Genomic DNA, 23,049 nt, shown 5'->3' with positions numbered 1-23,049 from the left:
GGACCTGCGATTCGCGACCAGTGATGCGGCAAAAGGGCACGGGGCATCACAAGCAGACCGAATGATGTTGCCTGAGAACTGAATGGGGCCGAATCGACGTCAGCGAAGTCCGGGGTGGCGAGCCGTCGTGCGCTCGCTTTGTGCCTCGGCAATCAGGAGGCGAGGTCGTCACGTGCGGCGGCAAGCTCGAGTAAGCGGGGCAACATGTCGGGGGCGGCGATCGAGGGGAGCAGCAGCGCCCACATGTCGGCGAGGCGTTCGTACAGGTCGGCTCGACCGCTCAGTGCCTCGGACACGAGTTGCATCCCGGTGAAGGAACTCACCAGGAAGCGGGCAAGAGCGGCGGAATCGACGGTCGCCCGAAGCTCGCCTGCTGCCGTCGCCTTGACGGCCAGTGCCACGAGCGTGTCGGTCCAGTCGATGTAGGGATCGGTGGCCGGTCCGCGAGAATTCCCGAGTTCGAGCGTGAGACGGACCCCCGCCCGGACGATCGGTTCGGTCAGCAGTTGCCGCGCCATTTCCTTGGCGCACAGGACGATAGCCTCCATCGGGGACTGCGCCGTGGCGAGCACTCGCTGCGCCGCCAGCATCGACATGGCGTGCTGCTCCTTGATCACCGCCCAGGCGAGGGCTTCCTTGGACTCGAAATGGAAGTACAAGGCACCCTTCGTGACATTGGAGTACGCAAGTATCCGACTTAGGCTGGCGCCGCCGTAGCCGAGCTTCTCGAAGCTGAGCGCGGCGCCTTCCAGGACCTGATGGCGGGTGGCTGCCGCACGTGCCTGTACTGCCATGACCTGTGCCTCACGATCGCCCTCGTCACCGTCGCATTCCAACCTCCAGTCAACCACTCGAGCGCGCGGTACCCTCGGCGCGACCGCAAGTGTGGGAGGAAGATGTGACGTCGAAGGATGACTGGGGTCTGGAGCACGTCGTGTTCGCGGGGGCGACTGTGGCCACCGTGGTCGGCGCCGTGACCGGACGCGAGCGACTGCAGAAGATCGCGAAGCCTCTGATCGCTCCGGCACTGGCGGCCCGGGTAGTGCGCCGGCGAGGCGCGACCGACTCCGTGGACGCGGGACTGTTGCTGGCCGGGCTCACAGGCGCGACGGTCGGTGACGTCTTCATGATCGACCCGGATGACGATGCCCGCCTGGTGCGGGGCGCTTCGGCCTTCGCGGTCATGCAGGCGTGCTACTCGGCTTTGTTGCTGCGCAACGGTGCGCGTCCCACTCCGGCGGCGTGGGGTCCGCGACTGGCCGGCTGGCTCGGGGCAGCCCTGTTGCTGCGGGCTCGATCCGCCGGTGTCGCTGCGCCCCTCACTGCTTATGGATCCGCCTTGGCTACGACGTCCACACTCGCTGCCGATCCGACCCTCGCCCCCGGCGCAGGCGTCGTTGCGAGCGTGGCGATACCCAGCATCGACCGACGCAGCTGGCTCGGTCTGGGCGGAGTGCTGTTCACGGCGTCGGACGGGCTGATCGTGGTGCGGAGATTGTTCGTGCGACGTGAGCGCGGCAGGGCTGCCTCCGAAGGACTGATCCTCGCCAGTTACGCCGCCGCGCAACTGTTGCTGGTCGAGGGGATGCTCGCGCTGCGCCGCCGGAACACAGGTCGCCGGGTCACGGACACAGCATGATGCGGTCCCGATTGTTCGGGTCCACCAGGATAGTGATGGTTTCGCCGGGCACGAAACGGGTGGCCTCCTCGCGCCGCACCTCGTACACGACGCGTCCGGAGTAGCTCTCGGACCCCGGCACGGTCAACCGCAGATCCAGTTCGGTCAGTTCGCCGTTGTCGGGGGTGCGGCGAAGCGGTGTCACGCGCTCGATGCTGGCCCATCCTTCGAGCCCGCGCCGCGCGAGTCGGCGGTCTGCCCGGGAGGGTCGTCCGGCAGCCATCATGCCGAACCCCAGCGCCGACCCGAAGGCGGCGACCAGTCCCATGATCTGGTACGGAATCGTGGCCTCGGGAGTGTGCTCGATCAACCATCCCAGCCAGACTGCGAGGACGATGACGTAACAGGCTGTGATGAAGCAGACCGTCCGCACGATTCGCTGATGATTCATCGTTGTGCCTCCGTGTCCAGCGTAGACCGCCGCGGGGACGCCGGGCAGTGGTGCCGTTAGAGTGCAGTGTCGGCAGCAGGCAAGTATGTGGAGGTGGCCGTATGGCGTGGCGTCGGGTGTCGTTGGTAGGTCTGAGCATTGGTGCTGCTCTGACGCTCGCAGCATGTGGGGGTTCGTCCGAGGCGGTGGCTCCGCCGACGACCACCACCACCGCCGCAGCGCCTGTGACCACTACCACCACCACGGTTCCACCAGTCACGACCACCACGACCACGATCGCGCCGACCACGACGACGGAAGCGCCGACCACCACCCTCGTCGACGTTCCGTACGAGCACAACGAGTCGTACTTCTTCACCTCCCCGGACGGCGCGTTCCAGTGCGGCATCATCAAGCTGCCGAGTCGCACGGAGGCGGGTTGCCAGGGATCGACCAGTCCGGTCCCGCCGCGGCCGGCAGACTGCATGGTCGACTGGGGCCACGGCATTCGCGTCGAGAACGAGGGTGAGGGAGCGTTCATGTGTGCCGGCGGCCTCGTGTACACCTCGGGTGATGCCGAACCCGACCCCGTGTTGCCTGCCGGATCCAAGCTCGCCGAACTCGGCTACTCCTGCAGCACCACAGCGACCGCTGTGACGTGTGTCAACGACGAGACGTCCCACGGATTCACGGTCTCACCCGACTCCAACGAGACGTTCTGATTTCATGATTGGCGCAGAGGTGGGTTCACTTCCGGTCCTGGCCGAGTCGGGCGAGCCGGGCCCTACCGAGTGGGGCGAGAATACTCACGGTGTCGGTCCGTGGACGGAAGAACACGACGTACCGGTCCCGACGGATCCCCGCTACGATCCCGAACTGCTGGCCGGCGGTGACCGACGGAACGTGGTCGACGCCTACCGCTATTGGACACGTGAAGCCATCGTCGCCGACATCGACAGCCGGCGCCACCCGCTGCATGTGGCGATCGAGAACTTCGGGCACGACGCCAACATCGGCACCGTGGTGCGTACGGCCAACGCCTTCGCCGCCGCGGAAGTTCATATCGTGGGACGGCGGCGGTGGAACCGGCGCGGGGCGATGGTCACCGATCGGTATCAGCACGTCAGGCATCACTCGAGCATCGACGAATTGGTCGAGTTCGCGCGTGAGGAGGGTCTCACGATCGTGGCCGTGGACAACACGCCGGGCTCCGTTCCGCTCGAAACCGCGAGCCTGCCGCGTGACTGCATGCTGCTGTTCGGTCAGGAGGGTCCCGGAGTCACCGACGAGGCGAAAGAGGTTGCAGCCATGACCGTATCGATTGCGCAGTTCGGTTCCACGAGGAGCATCAATGCGGGTGTCGCGGCAGGCATTGCCATGCATGCGTGGGTGCGCGAGCACGCCGACCTCGGTCGGGCGTGGTAGCGGATCGCCCGGAGACTAGGCAAGATCAACCCTCATGCAGGACGAGTGGTCGGCGCGCGCCGACGCCGCTGAAGAAGCGGTGGTGAGCAGGCATCTTCGCCGGCTGTGGGGCCTTCCGGGCACCACGCTGGGCGTGGTGGCCTGGCCGGCGGTCAAACGTGAACGACTGTTCGTCAGTTGGCATTACTGGTGGCAGGCGCACCTCATCGACTGCGCCGTCGACGCACTCGAACGCGACCCTACTCCGCGTCGCCGCCGTCGGATCGTGAAACTCGCTCGCAGCCACCGCCTTCGGAACATTACGGGCTGGACCAACAATTATTACGACGACATGGCGTGGCTGGGCATCGCGCTCGAACGCGCGCAGCGCACGCACTTGATCGACAACCGGAATGCGGTGCAGACACTCGAATCCCAGCTGTTCGACGCCTGGGATCCCGACGGTGGCGGGCTGCCCTGGCGCAAGGGCTCGGATTTCTACAACGCTCCGGCCAACGGCCCGGCCGGAATCATGCTGGCCCGCACAGGCAAACTGTGGCGGGCGCAGGCCACCGCGGATTGGATCGACGACACGCTGCTGGACGAGAACACCGGCCTCGTCATCGATGGGATCCATCGTGGCGGTGAGGCCGAAAGGGTCATCTATTCGTACTGCCAGGGGGTCGTCCTCGGGCTCGAAACCGAGCTGGCGGTGCGTCTCGGTGCGCCGCGGCATCGAGGCCGCATTCACCGGCTGATCGACGCCGTCGACGAGCACCTGGCCCCGGGTGGGGTCATTCGCGGCGGTGGCGGGGGAGACGGTGGTCTGTTCAACGGTATCCTCGCCCGCTATCTCGCGCTGACCGCGGTGATGTTGCCCTGGGAGAACCATGACGACATCCGCGCGCGGGAGATCGCAGCGCAGATCGTGCTCACCTCTGCCGAAGCTGCGTGGGAGAACCGCTTGCAGATCGAGGGTCAGCCCTTGTTCGGCGCCGACTGGGGCAAGCAGGCCCGGCTTCCCGGTCTCGGCAGGAATATCGCGGCGTTCACCGGGGGCACGGTGCGTTCGTCCGACATCCCCGAGCGCGACCTCTCCGTCCAGTTGGGTGGCTGGATGCTGATGGAGGCGGCGCACGCGGTGTCGGCCGCCGGGTATCCCCGGCGGTAGTGCGTTTCGATCACACGAAACTTAACCGTGGGCAGGCGGTTTCCGCGCTGCTAGACATCTCGGTATGTCAGATCAACAGCGGCAGCTGAGTCTCAATGCGTTCATCTATCCGGCCGGGCACCACGAATCGGCCTGGCGTCACCCGCTGACGTCACCGGAACGGTTGTTCGACGTCGACTACTTCCAGGAGATCGCGCGCACCGCGGAGGCGGCGAAACTGGATGCACTCTTCTTCGCGGACGGTCCCGCGCTGCGTAGCGATGCCGGGCACGGCGCGGCCGGAGCGCTGGAGCCGATCACCTTGCTGACGGCGATCGCCGCAGTCACGGAACGGATCGGGCTGATCGCCACCGCGTCCACGACGTACTTCGAGCCCTACAACCTCGCGCGTCTGTTCGCCTCCTTGGACCACATCTCGAAGGGCCGGGCCGGCTGGAACATCGTCACCACCGGAACGGATTTGGCGGCGGCGAACTTCGGCCTTTCCAGTCATCCCGACCACGCCGATAGATACGCACGGGCACGCGAATTCGTCGATGCGACGGTCAAGCTGTGGGACAGCTGGGAAGACGACGCCATCGTTCTCGACACGGACAGGGGCGTCTACGCCGACACGTCGAAAATTCATGAGATCAACTACGTCGGACGCCACCTGCGGGTCCGCGGACCGTTCAACGCGCCGCGCTCGCCGCAGGGTCACCCCGTGCTGGTACAGGCGGGTGCGTCGAACGAGGGACGCAGCTTCGCAGGGCAGTACGCCGAGGCCATCTTCACGGCGCATCAGCGACTGTCGGACGGGCAGGCGTTCTATGCAGACATCAAGCGACGTGCGTCGCAGTTCGGACGCAACCCCGACCACGTGAAGATTCTTCCCGGAATCAGCCCGTTCATCGGCGACACCGAGGCGCAGGCAAGGGATCTCGAACGCGAATTCAACGAGCTGACCTCCCCCGAGTACGGCCTCGCCCAGCTCGAGAGCATCACCGGAACTCAGGTGCGCCAGCTCGACCTCGATGCCCCCGTGCCCGCCGAGTTGTTCGGCGATGCCGGCGACGTGACGGACAACCAGCAGAGCCGGCTGCAGGTGGTCGCAGGCATCGTGCAGCGGGAGAGTCCGACGCTGCGAGGGCTGCTGCATCGCCTCGCGGGCGCGCGAGGACACCGAGTGTGCGCGGGAACGCCGGTGCAGGTGGCCGACACCATCGAAGAATGGTTCACCCAGGGCGCCGCCGACGGCTTCAACGTGATGCCCCCGTACTACCCGGGAGGTCTCGAGGTATTCGCCGAGAAGGTGGTGCCGATCCTGCAGGAGCGGGGTCTGTTCCGCACCGAATACTCGGGTACGACGCTGCGGGACCACTTCGGGCTGGAACGTCCGGCCAGCCAGTACGCGCAGACGTCGGGCAGGGTGGCCCTCTAGTCCCGTCCTTCGCCCGATGTCACCGCGTTTCTTCCCCTGTCGACGACGGTGGCAACGGGTGGAGTGGCTGCTCGAATCGCGCGTTGATGAAAACAGTTATCATTTCCGAATGACTCGTCCACTTCCTGTCACCGTCCTGTCCGGCTTCCTCGGCGCGGGCAAGACCACTCTTCTCAACCACATCCTCGCCAACCGGGACGGCCGGCGTGTCGCCGTGATCGTCGACGACATGAGCGAGGTCAACATCGTCCCCCAAGCACTTCGTGCAGGGGGTGCCCCCAGCGCCCTCGTCGCAGGGCAGGGACATCTCGATCGGACGCAGGAGAAGCTGGTCGAGCTCACCAACGGCTGCATCTGCTGCACGCTCCGCGAGGACCTGATCGAGGCGGTCGCCCGCCTGGCCGTGGAGGGACGGTTCGACCACCTCGTCATCGAGTCGACGGGCATTTCGGAACCCATGCCCGTCGCCGCCACGTTCGACTGGGAATTCGAGGACGGCTTCAGCCTCGGCACGGTCGCGGCGCTCGACACCATGGTGACAGTGGTGGACGCGTCGACGTTCGTCGGTGAGCTCGCGAAGGGTCAGCGCCTCGACGAGCGCGACCTCGAGGCGGGAGAGGATGACGAGCGCAGCATTTCCGACCTACTCGTCGACCAGGTCGAGTTCGCCGACGTGATTCTGCTGAACAAGACCGATCTGGTGAGCGAGCGCACAGCCGGCACGGTCGAGGCCCTCCTCCGCAGACTCAATCCGACGGCGAGACTCCAGCGCACCACGCGTGGTGTGGTCGACCTGGCCGACGTCCTCGACACCGGTTTGTACGACCCGGAGTCGGCCGCCCTGGCGCCCGGGTGGGCGGAGGAACTTGCGGGCGGCCACACACCTGAAACGGAGGAGTACGGGATCCGAAGTGTCACCTACCGGGCGACGCGGCCGTTCCATCCCGCACGGCTCGACCAGGCTCTGGGCCAGTTCACCGGACTGCTGCGAAGCAAGGGGTTCTGCTGGATAGCGAGCCGCCCGGATCTTGCGGCGATCTGGTCGCAGGCGGGACCCAATCTGGTGATCGAACCTGCGCAGCTGTGGTCGGCCGCGGAGGAGACGCCCGGTCAGGAGATCGTCTTCATCGGTGTCCGGCTCGACCCGGAGGCGCCTGCCCGCATCCTCGATCCGGCGCTCCTCACCGACGCCGAATGGGCGTCCGGTCCGGCCGAGTGGGTGCATTTCGACGACCCGCTGCCCGAGTGGGAAGCGGTGCATCAGCACTAGTCGAGAACTTCCTCGACTTCCACCTCTTCGGGCGGACGGGCCATTTCCTGGCGGTAGTGCCAGATGCCGACCACAGTTCCGATCACCAGCAGTGCAACCATGCCGCCCAACACCACCGGCATCAGCCACGACACCCGGTCGAGGAAGGAACCGCAGTAGAACCCGATGAGCAGCAGCACCGGCGCCCAGAATACGGCGCCGATGCTGCTGGCGACGGTGTACTTGGTGTGGTTCATCTTCGCTGCCCCCGCAACGAGTGGGCAGAGGGTACGCACCCACGGGATCCACCGGGCGATGAGCACAGCCCAGAACCCGTGCCGTTCCAACAGGATGTTCACCCGGTGGAGGTTGGCGTAATTGAGGTACTTGCCGCCCTTGCGCGCCAAGATGCGGTTGCCGGTGCGGTGCCCGATGACGTACCCCACCTGATTTCCGCAGATCGCGGCGACCATCGCGCCGACCGACAGGGCCCACACGTGACCTGCCCCAGACTCGTGGCCGGCGAGCACGATGCCCGCGGTGATCAGCATCGAGTCACCCGGCAGGAAGAGCCCGAGGATGACGGCACATTCGATGAAGACGAACGCCAGCACGATGACCCACACCAGCGCGGGGCCGGCGGAGACGAGGGGCCCGAAGGTGCCAGATGCCGATACGACCATGGTCAGCGCATTGCCTCGATCTCGATCAGGAGGGATCGGTGGGGGTGGAGACGGGCCGCGCGGCCTCGGGAGCAGGCGTCTCGCCCCGGCGGGCCTTGAGAACACGTTTGCCGACCTCGACGATGATCGGGAGCACCGACACGAACACGATCAACAAGAAGATGATGTCGACGTTGTCACGGATGAACTCGATCTGACCGAGCAGGTAGCCGAGCAGCGTGACGCCGGCGCCCCAGAGGATGCCGCCCACGATGTTGTACGTCAGGAACAGCGAGTACTTCATGCGCGATGCGCCCGCGACCACCGGTGCGAACGTGCGCACGATCGGCACGAAGCGGGCCAGGATGATCGTGATCGGGCCGTGCTTCTCGAAGAACGCGTGCGACTCGTCGATGTACTTCTTCTTGAGGAATCGGGCGTCGTTGCTCTTGAAGAGCGCGGTGCCGCCCTTGCTGCCGATGAAGAAGCCCACCTGGTCGCCGAGGATCGCGGCGATGGGGATCAGAACCAATAGCGCCCAGATGGGGGCAAACGGCTCGATCTCGGCCGACTTCGACGCCGCGATGAGGCCCGCGGTGAAGAGGAGGGAGTCGCCGGGGAGCAGGGGGAACAGCAATCCCGACTCGATGAAGACGACCAGGAGAAGTCCGACGAGCACCCAGGTGCCGAAGGAGTTGAGGAGGTTCACCGGGTCGAGGAACCCCGGCATCAACGCGAGGTTGGTCACGGAATCCGATGCTGCCTGCACAATCACGGCCCTCAGCGTACCGGCGTATGCGCGGAGTATCGGAATACTGCAGGTCAACGATTCCTGACCGGTCTCGGACGGCCCGGAATCGAGGTGCCACGACAGCCACCGGGCGACGTAGGCTACCGGTATTGCCATACTGCTAGGACCACATCGCGCGCTGCGCTGATCGCGTGCGCCGAAATCGACACGTTTATGGAGGACTGCCGCCGTGCCAATCGCGACTCCCGAGGTCTACGCCGAGATGCTTGGTCGAGCCAAGGAGCACTCCTTTGCCTTCCCAGCCATCAACTGCACTTCGTCCGAAACCATCAACGCCGCTATCAAGGGTTTCGCGGATGCGGGCAGTGACGGCATCATCCAGTTCTCGACCGGTGGCGCGGAGTTCGGTTCGGGTCTGGGCGTCAAGGACATGGTGACCGGTGCTGTCGCGCTGGCCGAGTTCGCACACGTGATCGCCGCGAAGTACGACGTCACGATCGCCCTCCACACGGACCACTGCCCCAAGGACAAGCTGGACGGTTTCGTCCGGCCGCTGCTCGAAATCTCTCAGCAGCGCGTCAGCGCCGGCCGCAACCCGCTCTTCCAGTCCCACATGTGGGACGGCTCGGCCGTTCCGATCGACGAGAACCTCGAGATCGCCAAGGAACTCCTCGCTATCTCCAAGGCCGCGAACATCATCCTCGAGGTCGAAATCGGCGTCGTCGGTGGTGAAGAGGACGGTGTGGAAGCCGAGATCAACGACAAGCTGTACACCAGCCCCGAGGACTTCGAGAAGACCATCGACGCTCTGGGCACCGGCGAGAACGGCAAGTACCTGCTGGCAGCGACGTTCGGCAACGTGCACGGCGTCTACAAGCCGGGCAACGTGAAGCTGCGTCCCGAGGTGCTCGAGACCGGCCAGAAGGTCGCCGTCGCGAAGCTCGGCCTGCGGGACGGCGCCAAGCCGTTCGACTTCGTCTTCCACGGCGGTTCGGGTTCGCTGAAGTCGGAAATCGAGGAGGCGCTGAGCTACGGCGTCGTCAAGATGAACGTCGACACCGACACCCAGTACGCCTTCACCCGTCCGATCGTCGGCCACATGTTCAGCAACTACGACGGTGTGCTGAAGGTCGACGGCGAGGTGGGCAACAAGAAGGTCTACGACCCGCGCAGCTACCTGAAGAAGGCCGAGGCCGGGATGACCGCCCGTGTCATCGAGGCCTGCAACGACCTCAAGTCCGCGGGACGCTCGGTCTCGGGATAGGCCCTTCGGGCTCGTGCGCCTTTCTGGTAGTTACCGCTACCAGAAAGGCGCACAGTCGTTATCGGGGATCGCAGACCTTCCAGTTGCCGTCGACCCTTTCGAGGTCGAACGTGCGCCACGACTGCTCGTTCGGGTTGGCGGCGGTATGGGCCTTCACCTGGGCGATGGCGGTGTCACCGGTGATCTGGACGGCGTCGACCTCGCCGACCACCGGAATGTTCTGTTGGGTGATCGCGACCTGATGGACCTCGGCGAAATCCTGATCCGAGATGCCCTGGTAGTACTCGGCCAGACCGCCGCAGGTACTGGTGCGCAGGGTCGCGAGGTCGCCCTGGGTGAGCGCCGCGACGAACGTATCGATGGTGCCCTGTACCTGCGCCTCGGGTGAGTTCTCGGCCCGATTGTTGTTGTAGACCACCACACCGGCGACGGCAATGGCGGCGATCACGAGGACGCCTGCGGCGATCGCCGCCAGGAGCCAGGCCTTGCCATGCTTCCTGTCCGCGGGCGCTGCGGGCCCGACCCGCTGCGGGGCGCTCGGCTGGGTCGGGAGCACTCGCTGGGGCGCCGCTTTAGGCATGGGTGGCGGCGGAGTCGGACGGTTCGCCGGTGGCTTCTGCGCGGATGCCGCTGGTCGGGGCGGGGCCGCTTGCTGGGGACGACCGGGCTGCTGGGCCTGTGCGGGGCGGGGCGGCGGCGGCGTCTGCGGTACGGGGGACTTCGTGACCGGGATGGCGACGGTCTCGGTGTCGGCGGGATCCGCCTTGCCGGGTTCCTTCTTCCCCTGCCCGTTCGCACTCTGCACAGCCTGCGGCGGGGATTTCGGGTGCATCTTCACCGTGGCCGCATCAGGCTTCTCCGGCGGACGCTTCTCCGGTGGACGCTTCTGCTTCGGAATCGCCTTCGTCACCGCCTCGGACGCGGCGCTGTCGGGAGAGGACTGTGCCGACTCGGGAGTCTTCGCAGAGGGTGTGGCGGACGGCGTGTTGGCGGCCGGCTTCTTCGCGTCGGATGCCGGGGTCCCGGCGGCGGCCTTGTCGGTACCGGCGGTGACCGGCCTGCCCTTGTCGGTGTCGGCGGTGACCGGCCGGGCCTTGTCGGTGTCGGCGGTGACCGGCCTGCCCTTGTCGGTGTCGGCGGTGACCGGCCGGGCCTTGTCGGTGTCGGCGGTGACCGGTCGGGCGGTCTCGGTCGCCGGTGTATCCGTAGTCGGCTTCTCGGTCGGTTCGTCTTTCTTCGGGTCCTGCACGCGTTGCCCCTCGGTCTGCAGAGAAATGAACGTTGGACCGAAGCCTAACGACAACGTGCGGCAATGCAGACCACCACAGGGCGCTTCGCCGACGGGGCGGGGCAGAGGAACAGTCCCGCCGGGGGCACAATAGGCGCATGACCTCTTTCGGTGACCTTCTCGGACCCCAGCCCACGCTGCTTCCCGGTGACGACGAGGCCGAGTCGGCCCTGTTGAACCACGAGGAACCGGCTTCCGTGGCGGCCGCACACCCCACCGCCTCCATCGCGTGGGCGTATCTCGCCGAGGCGGCTCTCGACGCCGGCGAGACGATCGCCGCGTACGCCTACGCACGCACCGGATACCACCGTGGCCTCGACCAGCTGCGCCGCAACGGCTGGAAGGGTTTCGGCCCCGTTCCCTACAGCCACGAACCGAATCGCGGATTCCTGCGCTGCGTCGCCGTCCTCGCGAAGGCCGCGAAGACGATCGGCGAAACCGACGAATACGCCCGTTGCCTCGACTTGCTCGAGGACAGCGACCCCCGAGCCGCCGAAGCGCTTGGCCTCGGGTAGCGCCGTCACCGCAGCACCGGTCCGAGTTCGGAACGGACTGAAGACTTCGGCTCAGCGGCTGCGAGTGTCGGCCCTGCCGATCCTGCAGTGCGCCGTCGCGGCGGGTGCCTCGTGGTGGGTTGCCACGGTGGTGATCGGTCACACGTCCCCGTTCTTCGCGCCGATCGCCGCGGTGGTGTCGCTGGGACTGTCGCTCGGCGCGCGGCTGCGTCGATCCGTCGAGCTCGTGGCCGGTGTGACCATCGGGATCGGGGTCGGGGACGTCTTCATCGCGTTCATCGGCAGCGGTACCTGGCAAATCGCCCTCGTGGTGGCCTTGGCCATGACCGCGGCGGTGCTCCTGAACAGCGGCCCGGTCCTGTCGATGCAGGCGGGTAATTCCGCTGTTCTCGTCGCAACTCTGCTTCCACCCGGCGGCAATGCGGGTGTCAATCGCATGGTGGACGCACTGACCGGTGGCCTGGTGGGCATCGCGGTGGTGGCGTTGATTCCCACGCATCCCGTGGGCCGGGCGAGGCGCCACGCCGCCGGGGTCCTGGGAACGGCCGCCGAAGTGATGCAATTGGTGGCGGACGGCTTGGTCGCCAACGACGACAAGCCCATCGAGGAGGCGCTGCGGAAGGCGCGAGCCACCCAGTCGTCCATCGACAACCTGCGCACGCACCTCGCGGGCGGCCGTGAGGTCAGTCGCATCTCGCCGCTGTACTGGAACACCCGCGGCAGACTCGAACGCTTGAGCGCCGTTGCCGACCCGCTCGACAACGCTCTGCGCAACATTCGTGTCCTGGCCCGGCGTTCGCTCACTTTGGTACGTGACGACGAGATCCTCAACCCGCGACTGGTCGACCAGGTCGAGAAATTGGCCCAGGCCATCGAAACGCTGCGCCTGATGGTGCTCGCAGACCCCGGTCAGCAACCCGACCAGGCCGAGGCTGCCCGCGTGCTCCGTTCGGTGGCGTCCGGACTCAAACCGGAACTGGTCGAGAATGCAGGTCTGTCGGCCACCGTCGTCTTCGCTCAGATCCGTTCGCTCACCGTCGATCTGATGCAGGTGGCAGGGCTGAACCGCATCTCTGCCATAGCGCATCTGCCCCCGACGGCGCAGAAACCGGCGTACCGCCCGGATCTTTGAGATCTCAGGCGTCACGGATGAGAGCCTGGAAGCCGGCGAGTACGACGTACGCCGCTGGACGCGACCGGAACTGTGCCGGGATGGCCGGAAGAGCGGTCGATCAGGCCTGGTGGGAGACCTATCGGAGCCGGCTCGATCGCGCCGCCCGGGACGCAGGCAACGGCTGAGTCGATGAGGTCGCCGGCACGACGCTGTTGATACACATGCACAAGTACGCATATGATCGGCAGAACTTCGGGAGGAGCTCTACACATGGGAGTCGGCCACGGTCATTCGCACGGCCACACGCAAGGCGGGGGTGAGGTAGGGCCATCCAAGGGGCGGGTCCGTCGTATGGCGATAGCGCTCGTCATCCTCCTCGCGTTCCTCGTCCTCGAGGCGGGAGTCGGCCTTACGGTCAACTCGCTGTCGCTGCTTGCCGACGCCGGGCACATGCTCACCGACGTCGTCGGCATGGCTATGGGTCTCGTCGCGCTCGTGCTCGCGCGCAAGGGCAGCGCCGCCGCCGCACGCACCTTCGGCTGGCACCGTGCCGAGGTGCTGACCGCAATGGCCAACGCCGCAATGCTTCTCGCCGTCGCGGTATGGGTGTTCTACGAGGCCATCTCCCGTATCGGCGACGCACCCGACCTCCCCGGTCTCGCACTCGTCCTCACGGCTACCGCCGGTCTGGCCGCGAACCTCGTCGTCATGCTCATGCTGCGGGCCGATTCCAAGGACAGCCTGGCCGTGCGCGGGGCGTACCTCGAAGTTCTCGCGGATGCGGTCGGCAGTGTGGGTGTCCTCATTGCCGGTGCCGTCGTGATCGCGTTCAACTGGACCTACGCCGACATCGTCGTCGGTGTCCTCATCTCCCTGTGGGTGGTGCCCCGCGCACTGAAACTCGCCGCCGCATCGCTGCGGATCCTCACCCAGGCGAGCCCCGCGGACGTCGACGTCGAAGCGGTGGAAGCCGACCTGGCGGCAGTTCCCGGCGTCATCGGCGTGCACGACCTCCACGTGTGGACTCTCACCACCGGCATGGATGTGGCGACGGTGCACCTCACCACGGAATCCGACTCCGCCCTCGTCCTCGAATCGGCCCGCACCGTCCTCGAAACGCACCAGCTCTCACACGCCACAGTGCAGGTCGAATCGACGGCGAACGGACGCCACTGTGAAAAGAACGTGACCTGGTAAGCGAGAGGATGGTTGGTTTCTTTCCGCTAACAATCGTGGCGTCCGCGCAGTCGGCGGGTCAGACTTACCGGAACAGTCGGTGCCGTCTCACAAGGGAGCCAGATTCATGTCCACTCTCGGAGCGCTCACGAAATCCGCAGCAGCCGTAGCCATCGGTGCGGCCGCCCTCCTCTCCGCGCCCGCCGTGGCGTCGGCCGCGCCGTTCATGCCCGATCCGTTGGCGAATTGCAACGCCGAAGCATCCTTCGACGTGGAGCGAGACACCGATACGCAGAAAATCGAGTGGGAATTCGAGGGGCCAGATAATGCGACCACCGACGCTCAGGTGGCGTACCTGAATATCGGTCAGGCCGGCCCCACCATCGGCTCGTCGGGCCCGCTGACGAACGACGAGGACACAGAGCGTGATCTGCCGGGCTTCACCGCTCACCTCATCCCTGGTGGAACCTACGACCCGGATGGCACGACGGGAACGGCCGCAACCTGCGCCCTCGGTTTCGGTTTCGCCGTCACCCAGTGAACCGCTATTTGGTGAAGCGGGTGACGCCCCGACCCGGCTTCCACAGGTCGACGTAGAGATGTTCGCCGTCGACGGTGGTGAGTACCACCTCGTCGACGGAGAGTTCGAAGACGTCTGCCTCGCCGATCTCGTCGGGATAGTGGTCGACGATCTGCTGTTTCCTCTCGCCGACTATCTCCTCGGCGCTGCCGCTGATCTTCGCGTCGCCGCCCTCCATGGAGTGGTGCCCTGGGTTGCTGTGGAGCGCGAATCGCGGGTCGCGCCGCAGGTCGAGCACCTTCCGTGCTCCCACCATCGAACCGAGCAGCAGCGTGCCCTCGTAGAACTCGACTTCGGTGCCGCTGACTCGGGGTGAGCCGTCTTTGCGGACGGTCGCGAGAACGTGGTGTTTGTGTGCCTCGAAGCGGGCGATCACGGCTTTGGCGAGGTCGGGCGCTTCGGTCTCGAACTGTGTCCAGTGCGTCATGGACGTCAGTGTGCGCGCCTATCCCTGACACCTTCTGTCAGTCATTTTCTCTAGACTCGGGCAATGCGTTCGAGTCGGCTCGTCGAACTGATGCTGCGGCTGGAGGGCAGCCGCGGCGTCACGGCGCGGCAGCTGGCCGAGGAGCTGGGTGTCTCGGTGCGCACGGTGTACCGGGATGTCGCGGCGCTGTCGGCGGCGGGCGTGCCCCTCTGGACCGAAAGTGGTCCCGGCGGGGGTATTCGGTTGCTCGACGGATGGCAGTCGAAACTCGGTGGGATGACGGGGGCGGAGACGTCGGCGCTGATGCTGCTGGGTGTGCCTTCGCTCGCCGACGACCTCGGTCTGCGTGAGGTGACCGCGGCGGCGCAGTCGAAGTTGCTGCACGCGTTGCCTGTTCCGCTGCGGGCAGGTGCACAGTTGTGGCGTGATCGTCTGTACGTCGACGTGCCGGGATGGTTCACGCCACCCCGCGACAACGAGCACCTGCCCGACGTCGCCACCGCGGTGCTGGAGGGGCGGCGCCTGCGCATCGACTACAGAAAAGGTGCCGACGTGGTGACGCGGACGCTCGATCCACTCGGTCTGGTGGCCAAGGCGGGTGTCTGGTACCTGGTTGCGCAGCATCGCAGCAGGATTTTGTCGTACCGGGTGTCCCGGGTCAGTGACGCCACGGTCCTCACGGAGCCGGCACTGCGGCCGGAACAGTTCGATCTCGGTGCGTGGTGGTCGGCCTCCGTCGCGGAATTCGATCGCGCGATGCTCCGGTTCCCGTGCCGGGTGCGCCTGTCACCGCGGTCGTGGCGTCAGTTGCCCCGGATCGTGGGTGTGGAGGCTGCGCGTGTCGAGGCGGGACCTCCCGACGAGGACGGTTGGGTGGCCGTCGACCTGGTGCTCGAGGCCGAGGACGTGGCCCTCGAACAGTTGACCGCGCTGGGTGCAGGGGTCGAGGTGCTCGAACCTGCGTCGCTGCGAGCGGCGTTGCGCGACACCGGTGAGGCGATGATGAACCGCCACCGGTGACGCGCAGCCACACCTCTACCCGAGGCGCTCGATCAGCGTCGCGTTGGCGAGCCCGCCGGCCTCGCACATGGTCTGCAGACCGTATCGCGCGCCGCGCTGCTCCATGGCGTTCACCAGCGTGGTCATGATGCGCGCCCCGCTGGCACCGAGCGGATGACCGAGTGCGATCGCGCCGCCGTGCACGTTTACCCGATCGAGGTCGGCGCCGGTCTCGGCCGCCCATGCAAGGACCACCGATGAGAACGCCTCGTTGACCTCGAAAAGATCGATGTCGGAGATGTCGAGCCCGCTGCGCGCCAGCACCTTACGGGTGGCCGGGATGACCGCGGTGAGCATCATCAGCGGGTCGTCACCGGCGACGGCGAAACTGTGCAGGCGGGCCAGAGGTGTCAATCCGAGTCGGCCCGCGATCTCCGACGTCGTGATCATCAGGGCAGCGCTCCCGTCCGAGAGTGGACTGCTGTTGCCCGCGGTGATCGACCAGTCGATGTCGGGAAACCGATTCGCGTAGTGCTCGCTGTGGAAGGCGGGACGCAGCCCGGCCAGGACATCGAGTGTCGTATCCGGACGGATCGCTTCGTCGACGGCGAGTTCCGGCAGGACGGCGAGTTCCTTCGCGAAGTTGCCCGCGCTCGTTGCCGCGGCGGCCTTCTGATGACTACGTAACGCGAACTCGTCCAGTTGCTGTCGGGACAGTTCCCAGCGGGCGGCGATGAGTTCGGCACTGATGCCCTGGGGAACGAGGCCGTCGGGGTAACGGCGCTCGAATCCCAGACCCAGCGACTCCCGGCCGACCACGTTCGAGCCCATCGGAACCCGGCCCATCGACTCGACACCGGCCGCGACCACGATGTCGTAGGCCCCGGACAGCACACCCTGCGCGGCGAAGTGGACGGCCTGCTGACTACTGCCGCACTGCCGGTCGACCGTGGTGCCCGGCACGGACTCGGGGTACCCGGCGGCGAGAAGTGCGGTGCGGGTGAGGTTTTGGCCCTGATCGCCCACTTGCGTCACAGTGCCGCCGATGACGTCGTCGATGAGTGCGGGATCGATCCCCGTGCGCTCGACGAGGGTCGACAGACTGTGTGCGAGGAGGTCGACGGGGTGCACATCGTGGAGGGCCCCCGAGGGTTTGCCCTTGCCGATCGGTGTGCGGACGGCCTCGACGATGACGGCGTCTCTCATGGGAGTTCCCTTTCTCTGTGCTGCTGAGCTGTGGTTGGCGATCAGGGGGTGAGGATTCTGCGGAGCTGACGCGCCTGACCCGCGAGGTGTCCTGTAGCGGTGCGCAGTTCGGTTTCGTCGACACACGAGTCTTCGGTGGCCCAGACCGTGCGGTGGCGCAGGTGGTACCACCCCTCCCGTGAGTACTTGTTAACAGCGGGCTGTTGATAAGTACTCACAGGGAAGTGGGCACTGAACTCGACGGTGGGGATGGCTACCGGCGCGTCGAGTACGGCGAACAACCCCGGCGGTAACGCGTCGAGTAATACCGCCGCGCGTTCCGAAGGGCTGAAATCGATCGATGAGAGCAGACGAATCCACACCTCGAACTCAGGGTCGGCGCCGCCGGCGAAGGGACGTGCCGAGTTGATCGGGCGAATGTCGAGGTACTGGGCGAAGGGCATGTAGTCGGCCGGAATCACCAGGGGTGTGAGGACTTCCGGATCTTCGTCGCCGAGGTCGGGCGCACTGTGAGGCCACGTAATGGCGCTGGGCGTGCGGGTGAGGCGGATCAGTGCACCGGCGGAACTTGGCATCGATACGCGGACACTCGGTGTTCGCCCGCCGTGCACAACCTCGACCTGATGGTCCACCGGGCCCGGGTCGACGGGCCGGGTGAAGTGGGCCGAGACGGTGACCGGTGTCGCTGCCGTCTCGGCCTCGGCCGCGTGCAGCATCGATGCGACGACGAGCCCGCCGTGCATACCGCCGAAACCACGCCAGGTGGAGTCGAATTCGGTGGGGAAAGCAAGTGCGGTCAGCGGGGCCATGCCGGTACCTCCACGGTGCGTGGGTTCTGTGAATTCATGCCGATGGATGTGGCCGCCGCCCCGAGACCGACTGCCGCGATCACCCACCAGGCGACGAGGAAGGCGGAGTGAGTGTCGTCGTAGCCCACGATGGTGCCGAGGACCGCCACGAGCACGCTGACCCCGATCACGGTGCCGATCTGCCGATTCATGTTGACGATCGCACTGCCGGTCGCCGACCGGGACTGCGGAAGCCCGGCAGTGGCGGACGAGAGAATGGTGGGGAGTGCGAGGCCGACGCCTACTCCGCCGATCAGCAAACCCGGAAGGAATTCGGTGACGTAGTGCGGCTCCGCCCCTGCCGACCCCAGGATCAGTAGCGTGCCCGCCGCCCACAGCAGACTTCCGGCAGCGGCAATGGTGCCGGGGGAGAAGCGCCGGGCGAGGAGCTGGCCGGCGATCGCGAAGACCGGCACGAGGATCGGTCCGGGAGCGATGGCGAGTCCCGTCCTGATCGCCGAGTATTCCCACACGTTCTGCAGCCAGAGGATGTTCGAGAGCAGTCCCGCCGCGAACGCTGCGCTGAACACCAGGGCGGTCGCGTTGGACCACGCGAACGTGCGCACCTTCAGCAGGGCCGGTTCGATGAGGGGTGCCCGGTGACGGCTGTTGCTCCACCAGAACAGGGCAAGGCAGGCGGCGGCGAGGGTGAAAGCGAGGGGGATCCGGGGGTCCCCCCATCCCCATTCCGGACCTTGGACCATCCCGAGCGACAGTGCGCCGATCCCGAGAATCAGCAGGGCCGCCCCCATGAGGTCGAGTTCGGTGTCGGTGGCGGTGGGGCGGACGTCGGGCACGACACGGGTCGCGGCGATCAGGAGTGCGATTCCGATCGGAATGTTGATGAGGAACGCCCAGCGCCAGGAGGCCTCGACGAGGATTCCGCCGACGACGGGGCCGAACGCGGCGGCTGCCGCACCAGAGGCCGCCCACATGCGGACTGCTCCGGCGCGTCGTTCCGCGGGGACGGTTCCGACCAGCAATCCGAGGCTTGCGGGGGTCAGGGCCGCGGCGCCGACAGCCTGCAGCAGGCGGAAGAGGACGAGAAACCACAGGGAGGGGCTGAGCGCGCAGGCGGCGCTCGCGGCCGTGAACAGCGCCAGTCCCAGCATGAATGCACGCCGGTGACCGATACGATCCGCCCACCGGCCGAGTGGAACCAGTAGTGCCGCATAGACGATCGCATAGCCGTTGAGTACCCAGCTCAGGTCGCCGAGGGAGTAACCGGGGTAGCTGGCGGCGATGTCGCCGAGGGCGATGTTCACGACGAAGAGATCGAGGCTCGCGACGAACGGGGCGCCACACAGGACGAGAAGGAGAGGATGCAGGCGGATATCCCCTCGCACCTGACTGCTGAATACCATAGCCAGCAATGTACACCTGGCTTTGCTTTTTGCAAGTCAGCTATCATGGTGGCATGAATGCGGCACGACTGGACGGCTTCCTCGGCGATCGCGACACCTGGCGGGCCACGCACTGCTCGATCGGAAAGGCGATGGATGTAGTGGGCACGCGTTCGGCCATTCTCATCCTCCGCGAGGCCTATTACGGGACCACGCGGTTCGACGACTTCGTCCAGCGTGTGGGGGTCACCGAGGCGGTGGCGGCGGCGCGCCTGCGGGAACTCACCGCAGAAGGTCTGTTCGAGCGGCAGCCCTACAAGGAACCCGGACAACGGACCCGTTTCGAATACGTGCTGACAGAGAAGGGGCGCGACCTCCTGCCTGCCGTGCTGGCACTCATGCAGTGGGGTGACAAGTACCTGCAGGGAAAACGCGGCGCGCCGATCGGACTGCGGGACGACGCGACGGGTCAACCCGTCCGCGTCGAGGTGCGCAGTCCCGACCGCGAGGTGCCGTTGACCGAATTGCGGTTGACGCCCAACTTCACCGAGGAGCAGGCTCGCCGCTCCCTCCCGTGAGTGTTTGTCAACAGCCCACTGTTAAGAAGTACTCACGGGGGGACTCACGAAAGCCAGAAACGCATCAGGTAGTTGCCGTACTGCGCGTAGATCGCCGGCACACCCGACAGCTCGAACAGCCAGTAGATTCCGTCGAAGAACACGGTATTGATCGACGGCACGAAGAGTAGGGCCACGAGGACGAGCAGTCCGTAGGGCTTGTACTGATCGACGGACCGGCGGGTCCGCGGCGGCAGGAAGGGCTCGAGTGCGGCGTAGCCGTCGAGGCCCGGAACGGGGAGCAGGTTGAGTACCGTGGCCATCACCTGCAGAAAAGCCAGGAAACTCAGGCCCGTCCAGAACACCCGATGATCACCGCCCAGGCCCCACCCGCGAATCACGGTCAGCAGGACCACCGCCGACACGAGGTTCACGGCCGGCCCCGCGAGCGACACCTTCGCCTGGACCTTCGGCGGGAACAACCCCGTCCGCAGGTAGACGGCGCCGCCCGGTAGCCCGATTCCGCCGAGGGCGATGAACAGCACCGGAAGGCCTATCGACAGCAAGGGGTGGCTGTACTTGAGCGGGTTCAGGGTGAGGTATCCGCGCACCGCCACATCGGTGTCGCCGTGCCGCCACGCCGTGTACGCGTGCGCGAACTCGTGGAGGCACAGCGTCACCACCCAGCCGGCCACCACGAGGAGGAAGACCCCGACGTGGCCGACGACGGACTCGGCCCGGGCGCCCCACGCGAGTACTCCACCGGCGACGGCGGTGGCGACGACGAGGAGGAAGACCGGGCTGGGCCGGACGGCGGTGGACCGCGTTCTGGGCAGGTTCATCGAACGAGCAACCACTCGCGGTCGTGACGGTAGAACGTCGACCGTTTCACCGCGCGCGGATTGGGCACGTCGTCACGGGTCAGCGCGGCGGCCGGCGACCCGAGTTGGACCGCGCGCCCCTCGATCCATCGACGCGGCAACCAGCGCCGCCGGGGATCGATCGAGGCCCGCAGCCCGGGCATCCGTGGAGTGGGGGTGACGTGCATGTTGGTGGCGGTACCGGAGAACAGTCGGGTGTCGTCGACGTACGCCTCGCCGACCAACGGTTCACCGCCGGGCGCCGTCACGGTGGCGAGCCCGACCAGCGCGATGCCCGCGTCGTCGCGGATGAGAGGCACCGGCTTGGCCGTTCCTTTCAGGGCCGTGCGGGCGGCCCGTGCTCCCGCGGACAGGTGGTAGGCGTCGGTTGCCGGTGAGCTGTGTTCGGCGACGTAGGCGAGCTCGATATGTAACCGGTCGGTCCGCATCAGCCGGGTCAAGGTCGCGGCCAGTGCGGCGTCGCTACCGACCACGATGAGCCGCGGATGCGTGACAACCTGGAGTTTGGAGAAGACCTCGTCGAAGTCGTCCTTGTCCGGCACGGTGGGGGCGCTCGACGCCGAGATCGACCCCAGGGGCAGGGGAAGCGGCACGTCACCGCATATGAGCACAACGGGGGTCAACGCCACTCCTCGCCCGGATATGTCCCGCTACGGCTGCCGCAGCTTTCCATCCGGCCATCCTAGTTGTATGCCCGACACCGGCCCCGAAGCCACTCCGGTCGTACTGTGGGGTCTGTTCTCTGTGCGCTCGGCTAGACTGTTCCCCCGGCCACTGCCTACGAACGGCAGAACCACGCAGTCGGATACGACTGTACGTCGACCGTAGGAGACAACGTCATGCCGGCAATCGTCCTGATCGGCGCCCAGTGGGGCGATGAGGGCAAGGGCAAAGCGACCGATCTATTGGGCGGACGCCTGCAGTGGGTGGTGCGCTACCAGGGCGGAAACAACGCCGGACACACCGTCGTTCTTCCGAACGGCGACAAGTTCGCGCTGCATCTGATCCCGTCGGGCATCCTCACGCCGGGCGTCACCAACGTCATCGGCAACGGTGTCGTGGTGGATCCGGGAGTGCTGCTCACCGAACTCGCCGGACTCGACGAGCGGGGCGTCGACACCAGCAAGCTGCTGCTCTCGGCTGACGCGCACCTGATCATGCCGTACCACGTGGCCATCGACAAGGTCACCGAACGCTTCCTGGGCGCCAAGAAGATCGGCACCACGGGCCGCGGCATCGGGCCCTGCTACCAGGACAAGATCGCCCGAGTCGGCGTCCGGGTGCAGGACGTGCTCGACGAGAAGATCCTCACCCAGAAGGTGGAGGCGGCACTGGAATTCAAGAACCAGGTGCTCGCCAAGATCTACAACCGCAAGGCGCTCGACCCGCAGCAGGTGGTCGACGAGGTGCTCGAACAGGCCAACGGATTCAAGCACCGCATCGCCGACACCCGGTTGCAGCTCAACGAGGCTCTCGAGCGTGGCGAAACGGTTCTGCTGGAGGGGTCGCAGGGAACTCTCCTCGACGTGGACCACGGGACGTACCCGTACGTGACTTCGTCCAACCCGACATCCGGTGGCGCGGCGGTCGGTTCGGGCATCGGACCCACCAAGATCACCACGGTGCTGGGCATCCTCAAGGCGTACACCACGCGAGTCGGCTCCGGTCCGTTCCCGACCGAGCTGTTCGACGAGCACGGTGAATACCTGGCCAAGACGGGTGGTGAGGTGGGTGTCACCACCGGTCGCGCCCGCCGCACCGGCTGGTTCGACGCCGTGATCGCCCGCTACGCAACTCGCGTCAACGGCATCACCGACTACTTCCTCACCAAGCTCGACGTGCTCAGCAGCCTCGACACCATCCCCATCTGCGTCGCCTACGACATCGACGGTGTACGGCACGAGGAAATGCCGATGTCGCAGACGGATGTTCACCACGCCACCCCCATTTACGAAGAGATGCCCGGATGGTGGGAAGACATCTCGCACGCACGCACCTTCGAGGAACTGCCGAAGAATGCGCAGAACTATGTGCTGCGCCTCGAAGAGCTGTCCGGCGCCTACATTTCGTGCATCGGTGTCGGCCCCGGCCGTGACGAGACCATCGTGCGCCGCGACGTGGTGCGCTGACCAGTCGCACGGAACGG

General features: G+C 66.4%; 25 protein-coding genes. 14 read left to right on the top strand and 11 right to left on the bottom strand.

Annotated features, from left to right (window positions below):
- Positions 1-152 precede the first annotated feature (152 nt).
- On the bottom strand, positions 153-794 hold the full coding sequence (locus tag ACH49N_RS19545) for a ScbR family autoregulator-binding transcription factor (RefSeq protein WP_159924838.1): 642 nt from the start codon (positions 792-794) through the stop codon (positions 153-155).
- Positions 795-898: 104 nt separating this feature from the next.
- On the opposite strand from ACH49N_RS19545, the gene ACH49N_RS19540 reads away from it, so the two are divergent.
- Complete coding sequence (locus ACH49N_RS19540) at positions 899-1,639, top strand: lysoplasmalogenase (protein ID WP_358273646.1); 741 nt, start codon at positions 899-901, stop codon at positions 1,637-1,639.
- Here ACH49N_RS19540 and ACH49N_RS19535 read toward each other — a convergent pair.
- Positions 1,623-2,069: a hypothetical protein gene (locus ACH49N_RS19535; protein WP_358273644.1), complete on the bottom strand. Its 447-nt coding sequence runs from the start codon at positions 2,067-2,069 to the stop codon at positions 1,623-1,625. The genes ACH49N_RS19540 and ACH49N_RS19535 overlap by 17 nt on opposite strands.
- A gap of 101 nt (positions 2,070-2,170) precedes the next feature.
- On the opposite strand from ACH49N_RS19535, the gene ACH49N_RS19530 reads away from it, so the two are divergent.
- From ACH49N_RS19530 to ACH49N_RS19510, 5 genes are all read left to right on the top strand, one after another.
- A complete protein-coding gene (locus tag ACH49N_RS19530; protein WP_358273643.1) occupies positions 2,171-2,770 on the top strand; it encodes a DUF6636 domain-containing protein in 600 nt (199 codons plus the stop codon).
- Positions 2,771-2,774: 4 nt separating this feature from the next.
- Positions 2,775-3,473 (top strand): RNA methyltransferase, encoded by a 699-nt coding sequence (locus ACH49N_RS19525; protein WP_317766400.1) that lies wholly within the window; start codon positions 2,775-2,777, stop codon positions 3,471-3,473.
- Positions 3,474-3,507: 34 nt separating this feature from the next.
- Positions 3,508-4,623, top strand: a complete 1,116-nt coding sequence (locus tag ACH49N_RS19520) for a glycoside hydrolase family 76 protein (protein ID WP_358273642.1) — start codon at positions 3,508-3,510, stop codon at positions 4,621-4,623.
- Positions 4,624-4,687: 64 nt separating this feature from the next.
- On the top strand, positions 4,688-6,043 hold the full coding sequence (locus tag ACH49N_RS19515; protein ID WP_358273641.1) for an LLM class flavin-dependent oxidoreductase: 1,356 nt from the start codon (positions 4,688-4,690) through the stop codon (positions 6,041-6,043).
- A 109-nt stretch (positions 6,044-6,152) separates the two neighbouring features.
- On the top strand, positions 6,153-7,313 hold the full coding sequence (locus ACH49N_RS19510) for a GTP-binding protein (protein ID WP_358273639.1): 1,161 nt from the start codon (positions 6,153-6,155) through the stop codon (positions 7,311-7,313).
- Here the strand turns inward: ACH49N_RS19510 and ACH49N_RS19505 are convergent.
- The gene (locus ACH49N_RS19505) at positions 7,310-7,975 is read right to left on the bottom strand and encodes a DedA family protein (protein ID WP_213576771.1); all 666 of its coding nucleotides are present in this window, start codon (positions 7,973-7,975) and stop codon (positions 7,310-7,312) included. The genes ACH49N_RS19510 and ACH49N_RS19505 overlap by 4 nt on opposite strands.
- Before the next feature lie 25 nt (positions 7,976-8,000).
- A complete protein-coding gene (locus ACH49N_RS19500; protein WP_236603521.1) occupies positions 8,001-8,684 on the bottom strand; it encodes a VTT domain-containing protein in 684 nt (227 codons plus the stop codon).
- Between the two features lie 250 nt (positions 8,685-8,934).
- Here ACH49N_RS19500 and fbaA point away from each other — a divergent pair, with 250 nt between their 5' ends.
- A complete protein-coding gene (gene fbaA / locus ACH49N_RS19495) occupies positions 8,935-9,969 on the top strand; it encodes a class II fructose-bisphosphate aldolase (protein ID WP_109332743.1) in 1,035 nt (344 codons plus the stop codon).
- A 58-nt stretch (positions 9,970-10,027) separates the two neighbouring features.
- Here the strand turns inward: fbaA and ACH49N_RS19490 are convergent, their stop codons facing one another.
- Positions 10,028-11,218: a transcriptional regulator gene (locus ACH49N_RS19490; protein WP_358273637.1), complete on the bottom strand. Its 1,191-nt coding sequence runs from the start codon at positions 11,216-11,218 to the stop codon at positions 10,028-10,030.
- Positions 11,219-11,355: 137 nt separating this feature from the next.
- Between ACH49N_RS19490 and ACH49N_RS19485 the strand changes: the two genes are divergently transcribed.
- The 4 genes from ACH49N_RS19485 (at position 11,356) to ACH49N_RS19470 (ending at position 14,603) form a co-directional block, all read left to right on the top strand.
- Positions 11,356-11,772: a DUF3151 domain-containing protein gene (locus tag ACH49N_RS19485; RefSeq protein WP_109332741.1), complete on the top strand. Its 417-nt coding sequence runs from the start codon at positions 11,356-11,358 to the stop codon at positions 11,770-11,772.
- A gap of 64 nt (positions 11,773-11,836) precedes the next feature.
- Positions 11,837-12,904 carry an FUSC family protein gene (locus ACH49N_RS19480; RefSeq protein ID WP_358273777.1) on the top strand — a complete coding sequence of 356 codons (1,068 nt, stop codon included), beginning with the start codon at positions 11,837-11,839 and terminating at the stop codon, positions 12,902-12,904.
- 252 nt (positions 12,905-13,156) lie between these two features.
- The gene (locus ACH49N_RS19475) at positions 13,157-14,083 is read left to right on the top strand and encodes a cation diffusion facilitator family transporter (RefSeq protein WP_109332740.1); all 927 of its coding nucleotides are present in this window, start codon (positions 13,157-13,159) and stop codon (positions 14,081-14,083) included.
- A gap of 106 nt (positions 14,084-14,189) precedes the next feature.
- Positions 14,190-14,603, top strand: coding sequence for a hypothetical protein (locus ACH49N_RS19470; protein ID WP_358273636.1), 414 nt, complete (start codon positions 14,190-14,192; stop codon positions 14,601-14,603).
- 4 nt (positions 14,604-14,607) lie between these two features.
- Here ACH49N_RS19470 and ACH49N_RS19465 read toward each other — a convergent pair whose 3' ends face one another.
- The gene (locus tag ACH49N_RS19465) at positions 14,608-15,069 is read right to left on the bottom strand and encodes a pyridoxamine 5'-phosphate oxidase family protein (RefSeq protein ID WP_358273635.1); all 462 of its coding nucleotides are present in this window, start codon (positions 15,067-15,069) and stop codon (positions 14,608-14,610) included.
- A 63-nt stretch (positions 15,070-15,132) separates the two neighbouring features.
- On the opposite strand from ACH49N_RS19465, the gene ACH49N_RS19460 reads away from it, so the two are divergent.
- A complete protein-coding gene (locus ACH49N_RS19460) occupies positions 15,133-16,089 on the top strand; it encodes a YafY family protein (protein ID WP_358273634.1) in 957 nt (318 codons plus the stop codon).
- A gap of 15 nt (positions 16,090-16,104) precedes the next feature.
- On the opposite strand, the gene ACH49N_RS19455 is transcribed toward ACH49N_RS19460, so the two are convergent.
- Genes ACH49N_RS19455 through ACH49N_RS19445 form a run of 3 tightly spaced genes read right to left on the bottom strand, consistent with a single transcriptional unit; the run spans position 16,105 to position 19,486 of the window.
- Complete coding sequence (locus ACH49N_RS19455) at positions 16,105-17,274, bottom strand: thiolase family protein (protein ID WP_358273632.1); 1,170 nt, start codon at positions 17,272-17,274, stop codon at positions 16,105-16,107.
- 41 nt (positions 17,275-17,315) lie between these two features.
- On the bottom strand, positions 17,316-18,083 hold the full coding sequence (locus tag ACH49N_RS19450) for a thioesterase family protein (RefSeq protein ID WP_358273630.1): 768 nt from the start codon (positions 18,081-18,083) through the stop codon (positions 17,316-17,318).
- Positions 18,071-19,486, bottom strand: coding sequence for an MFS transporter (locus ACH49N_RS19445; RefSeq protein ID WP_358273629.1), 1,416 nt, complete (start codon positions 19,484-19,486; stop codon positions 18,071-18,073). The genes ACH49N_RS19450 and ACH49N_RS19445 overlap by 13 nt, the downstream gene beginning before the upstream one ends.
- Positions 19,487-19,539: 53 nt before the next feature.
- Here ACH49N_RS19445 and ACH49N_RS19440 point away from each other — a divergent pair, with 53 nt between their 5' ends.
- Positions 19,540-20,043 (top strand): helix-turn-helix domain-containing protein, encoded by a 504-nt coding sequence (locus tag ACH49N_RS19440; protein WP_250771938.1) that lies wholly within the window; start codon positions 19,540-19,542, stop codon positions 20,041-20,043.
- Between the two features lie 44 nt (positions 20,044-20,087).
- Here ACH49N_RS19440 and ACH49N_RS19435 read toward each other — a convergent pair whose 3' ends face one another.
- Both ACH49N_RS19435 and ACH49N_RS19430 read right to left on the bottom strand, forming a co-directional pair.
- Positions 20,088-20,864, bottom strand: coding sequence for a site-2 protease family protein (locus ACH49N_RS19435; protein ID WP_250771935.1), 777 nt, complete (start codon positions 20,862-20,864; stop codon positions 20,088-20,090).
- A complete protein-coding gene (locus tag ACH49N_RS19430; RefSeq protein WP_213577762.1) occupies positions 20,861-21,514 on the bottom strand; it encodes a hypothetical protein in 654 nt (217 codons plus the stop codon). Before ACH49N_RS19430 ends, ACH49N_RS19435 begins: the two co-directional genes overlap by 4 nt.
- A gap of 228 nt (positions 21,515-21,742) precedes the next feature.
- Between ACH49N_RS19430 and ACH49N_RS19425 the strand changes: the two genes are divergently transcribed.
- Positions 21,743-23,032, top strand: coding sequence for an adenylosuccinate synthase (locus tag ACH49N_RS19425; protein WP_109332728.1), 1,290 nt, complete (start codon positions 21,743-21,745; stop codon positions 23,030-23,032).
- Positions 23,033-23,049 lie beyond the last annotated feature (17 nt).

This window comes from Rhodococcus sp. NPDC019647 (genome assembly GCF_044389235.1).
GTDB lineage: Bacteria > Actinomycetota > Actinomycetes > Mycobacteriales > Mycobacteriaceae > Rhodococcus_F > Rhodococcus_F oxybenzonivorans.
Note: the sequence above shows the minus strand (reverse complement) of the source record. Positions and strands in the feature narration are given on the sequence as shown.

Excerpts from the sequence above, each read along its gene's own strand:
- ACH49N_RS19545 (WP_159924838.1), bottom strand. The coding sequence starts at position 794 with ATGGCAGTACAGGCACGTGCGGCAGCCACCCGCCATCAGGTCCTGGAA.
- ACH49N_RS19535 (WP_358273644.1), bottom strand. The coding sequence starts at position 2,069 with ATGAATCATCAGCGAATCGTGCGGACGGTCTGCTTCATCACAGCCTGT.
- ACH49N_RS19530 (WP_358273643.1), top strand. The coding sequence starts at position 2,171 with ATGGCGTGGCGTCGGGTGTCGTTGGTAGGTCTGAGCATTGGTGCTGCT.
- ACH49N_RS19525 (WP_317766400.1), top strand. The coding sequence starts at position 2,775 with ATGATTGGCGCAGAGGTGGGTTCACTTCCGGTCCTGGCCGAGTCGGGC.
- ACH49N_RS19520 (WP_358273642.1), top strand. The coding sequence starts at position 3,508 with ATGCAGGACGAGTGGTCGGCGCGCGCCGACGCCGCTGAAGAAGCGGTG.
- ACH49N_RS19515 (WP_358273641.1), top strand. The coding sequence starts at position 4,688 with ATGTCAGATCAACAGCGGCAGCTGAGTCTCAATGCGTTCATCTATCCG.
- ACH49N_RS19510 (WP_358273639.1), top strand. The coding sequence starts at position 6,153 with ATGACTCGTCCACTTCCTGTCACCGTCCTGTCCGGCTTCCTCGGCGCG.
- ACH49N_RS19505 (WP_213576771.1), bottom strand. The coding sequence starts at position 7,975 with ATGGTCGTATCGGCATCTGGCACCTTCGGGCCCCTCGTCTCCGCCGGC.
- ACH49N_RS19500 (WP_236603521.1), bottom strand. The coding sequence starts at position 8,684 with ATGCCGGGGTTCCTCGACCCGGTGAACCTCCTCAACTCCTTCGGCACC.
- ACH49N_RS19485 (WP_109332741.1), top strand. The coding sequence starts at position 11,356 with ATGACCTCTTTCGGTGACCTTCTCGGACCCCAGCCCACGCTGCTTCCC.
- ACH49N_RS19475 (WP_109332740.1), top strand. The coding sequence starts at position 13,157 with ATGGGAGTCGGCCACGGTCATTCGCACGGCCACACGCAAGGCGGGGGT.
- ACH49N_RS19470 (WP_358273636.1), top strand. The coding sequence starts at position 14,190 with ATGTCCACTCTCGGAGCGCTCACGAAATCCGCAGCAGCCGTAGCCATC.
- ACH49N_RS19465 (WP_358273635.1), bottom strand. The coding sequence starts at position 15,069 with ATGACGCACTGGACACAGTTCGAGACCGAAGCGCCCGACCTCGCCAAA.
- ACH49N_RS19460 (WP_358273634.1), top strand. The coding sequence starts at position 15,133 with ATGCGTTCGAGTCGGCTCGTCGAACTGATGCTGCGGCTGGAGGGCAGC.
- ACH49N_RS19455 (WP_358273632.1), bottom strand. The coding sequence starts at position 17,274 with ATGAGAGACGCCGTCATCGTCGAGGCCGTCCGCACACCGATCGGCAAG.
- ACH49N_RS19450 (WP_358273630.1), bottom strand. The coding sequence starts at position 18,083 with ATGGCCCCGCTGACCGCACTTGCTTTCCCCACCGAATTCGACTCCACC.
- ACH49N_RS19445 (WP_358273629.1), bottom strand. The coding sequence starts at position 19,486 with ATGGTATTCAGCAGTCAGGTGCGAGGGGATATCCGCCTGCATCCTCTC.
- ACH49N_RS19440 (WP_250771938.1), top strand. The coding sequence starts at position 19,540 with ATGAATGCGGCACGACTGGACGGCTTCCTCGGCGATCGCGACACCTGG.
- ACH49N_RS19435 (WP_250771935.1), bottom strand. The coding sequence starts at position 20,864 with ATGAACCTGCCCAGAACGCGGTCCACCGCCGTCCGGCCCAGCCCGGTC.
- ACH49N_RS19425 (WP_109332728.1), top strand. The coding sequence starts at position 21,743 with ATGCCGGCAATCGTCCTGATCGGCGCCCAGTGGGGCGATGAGGGCAAG.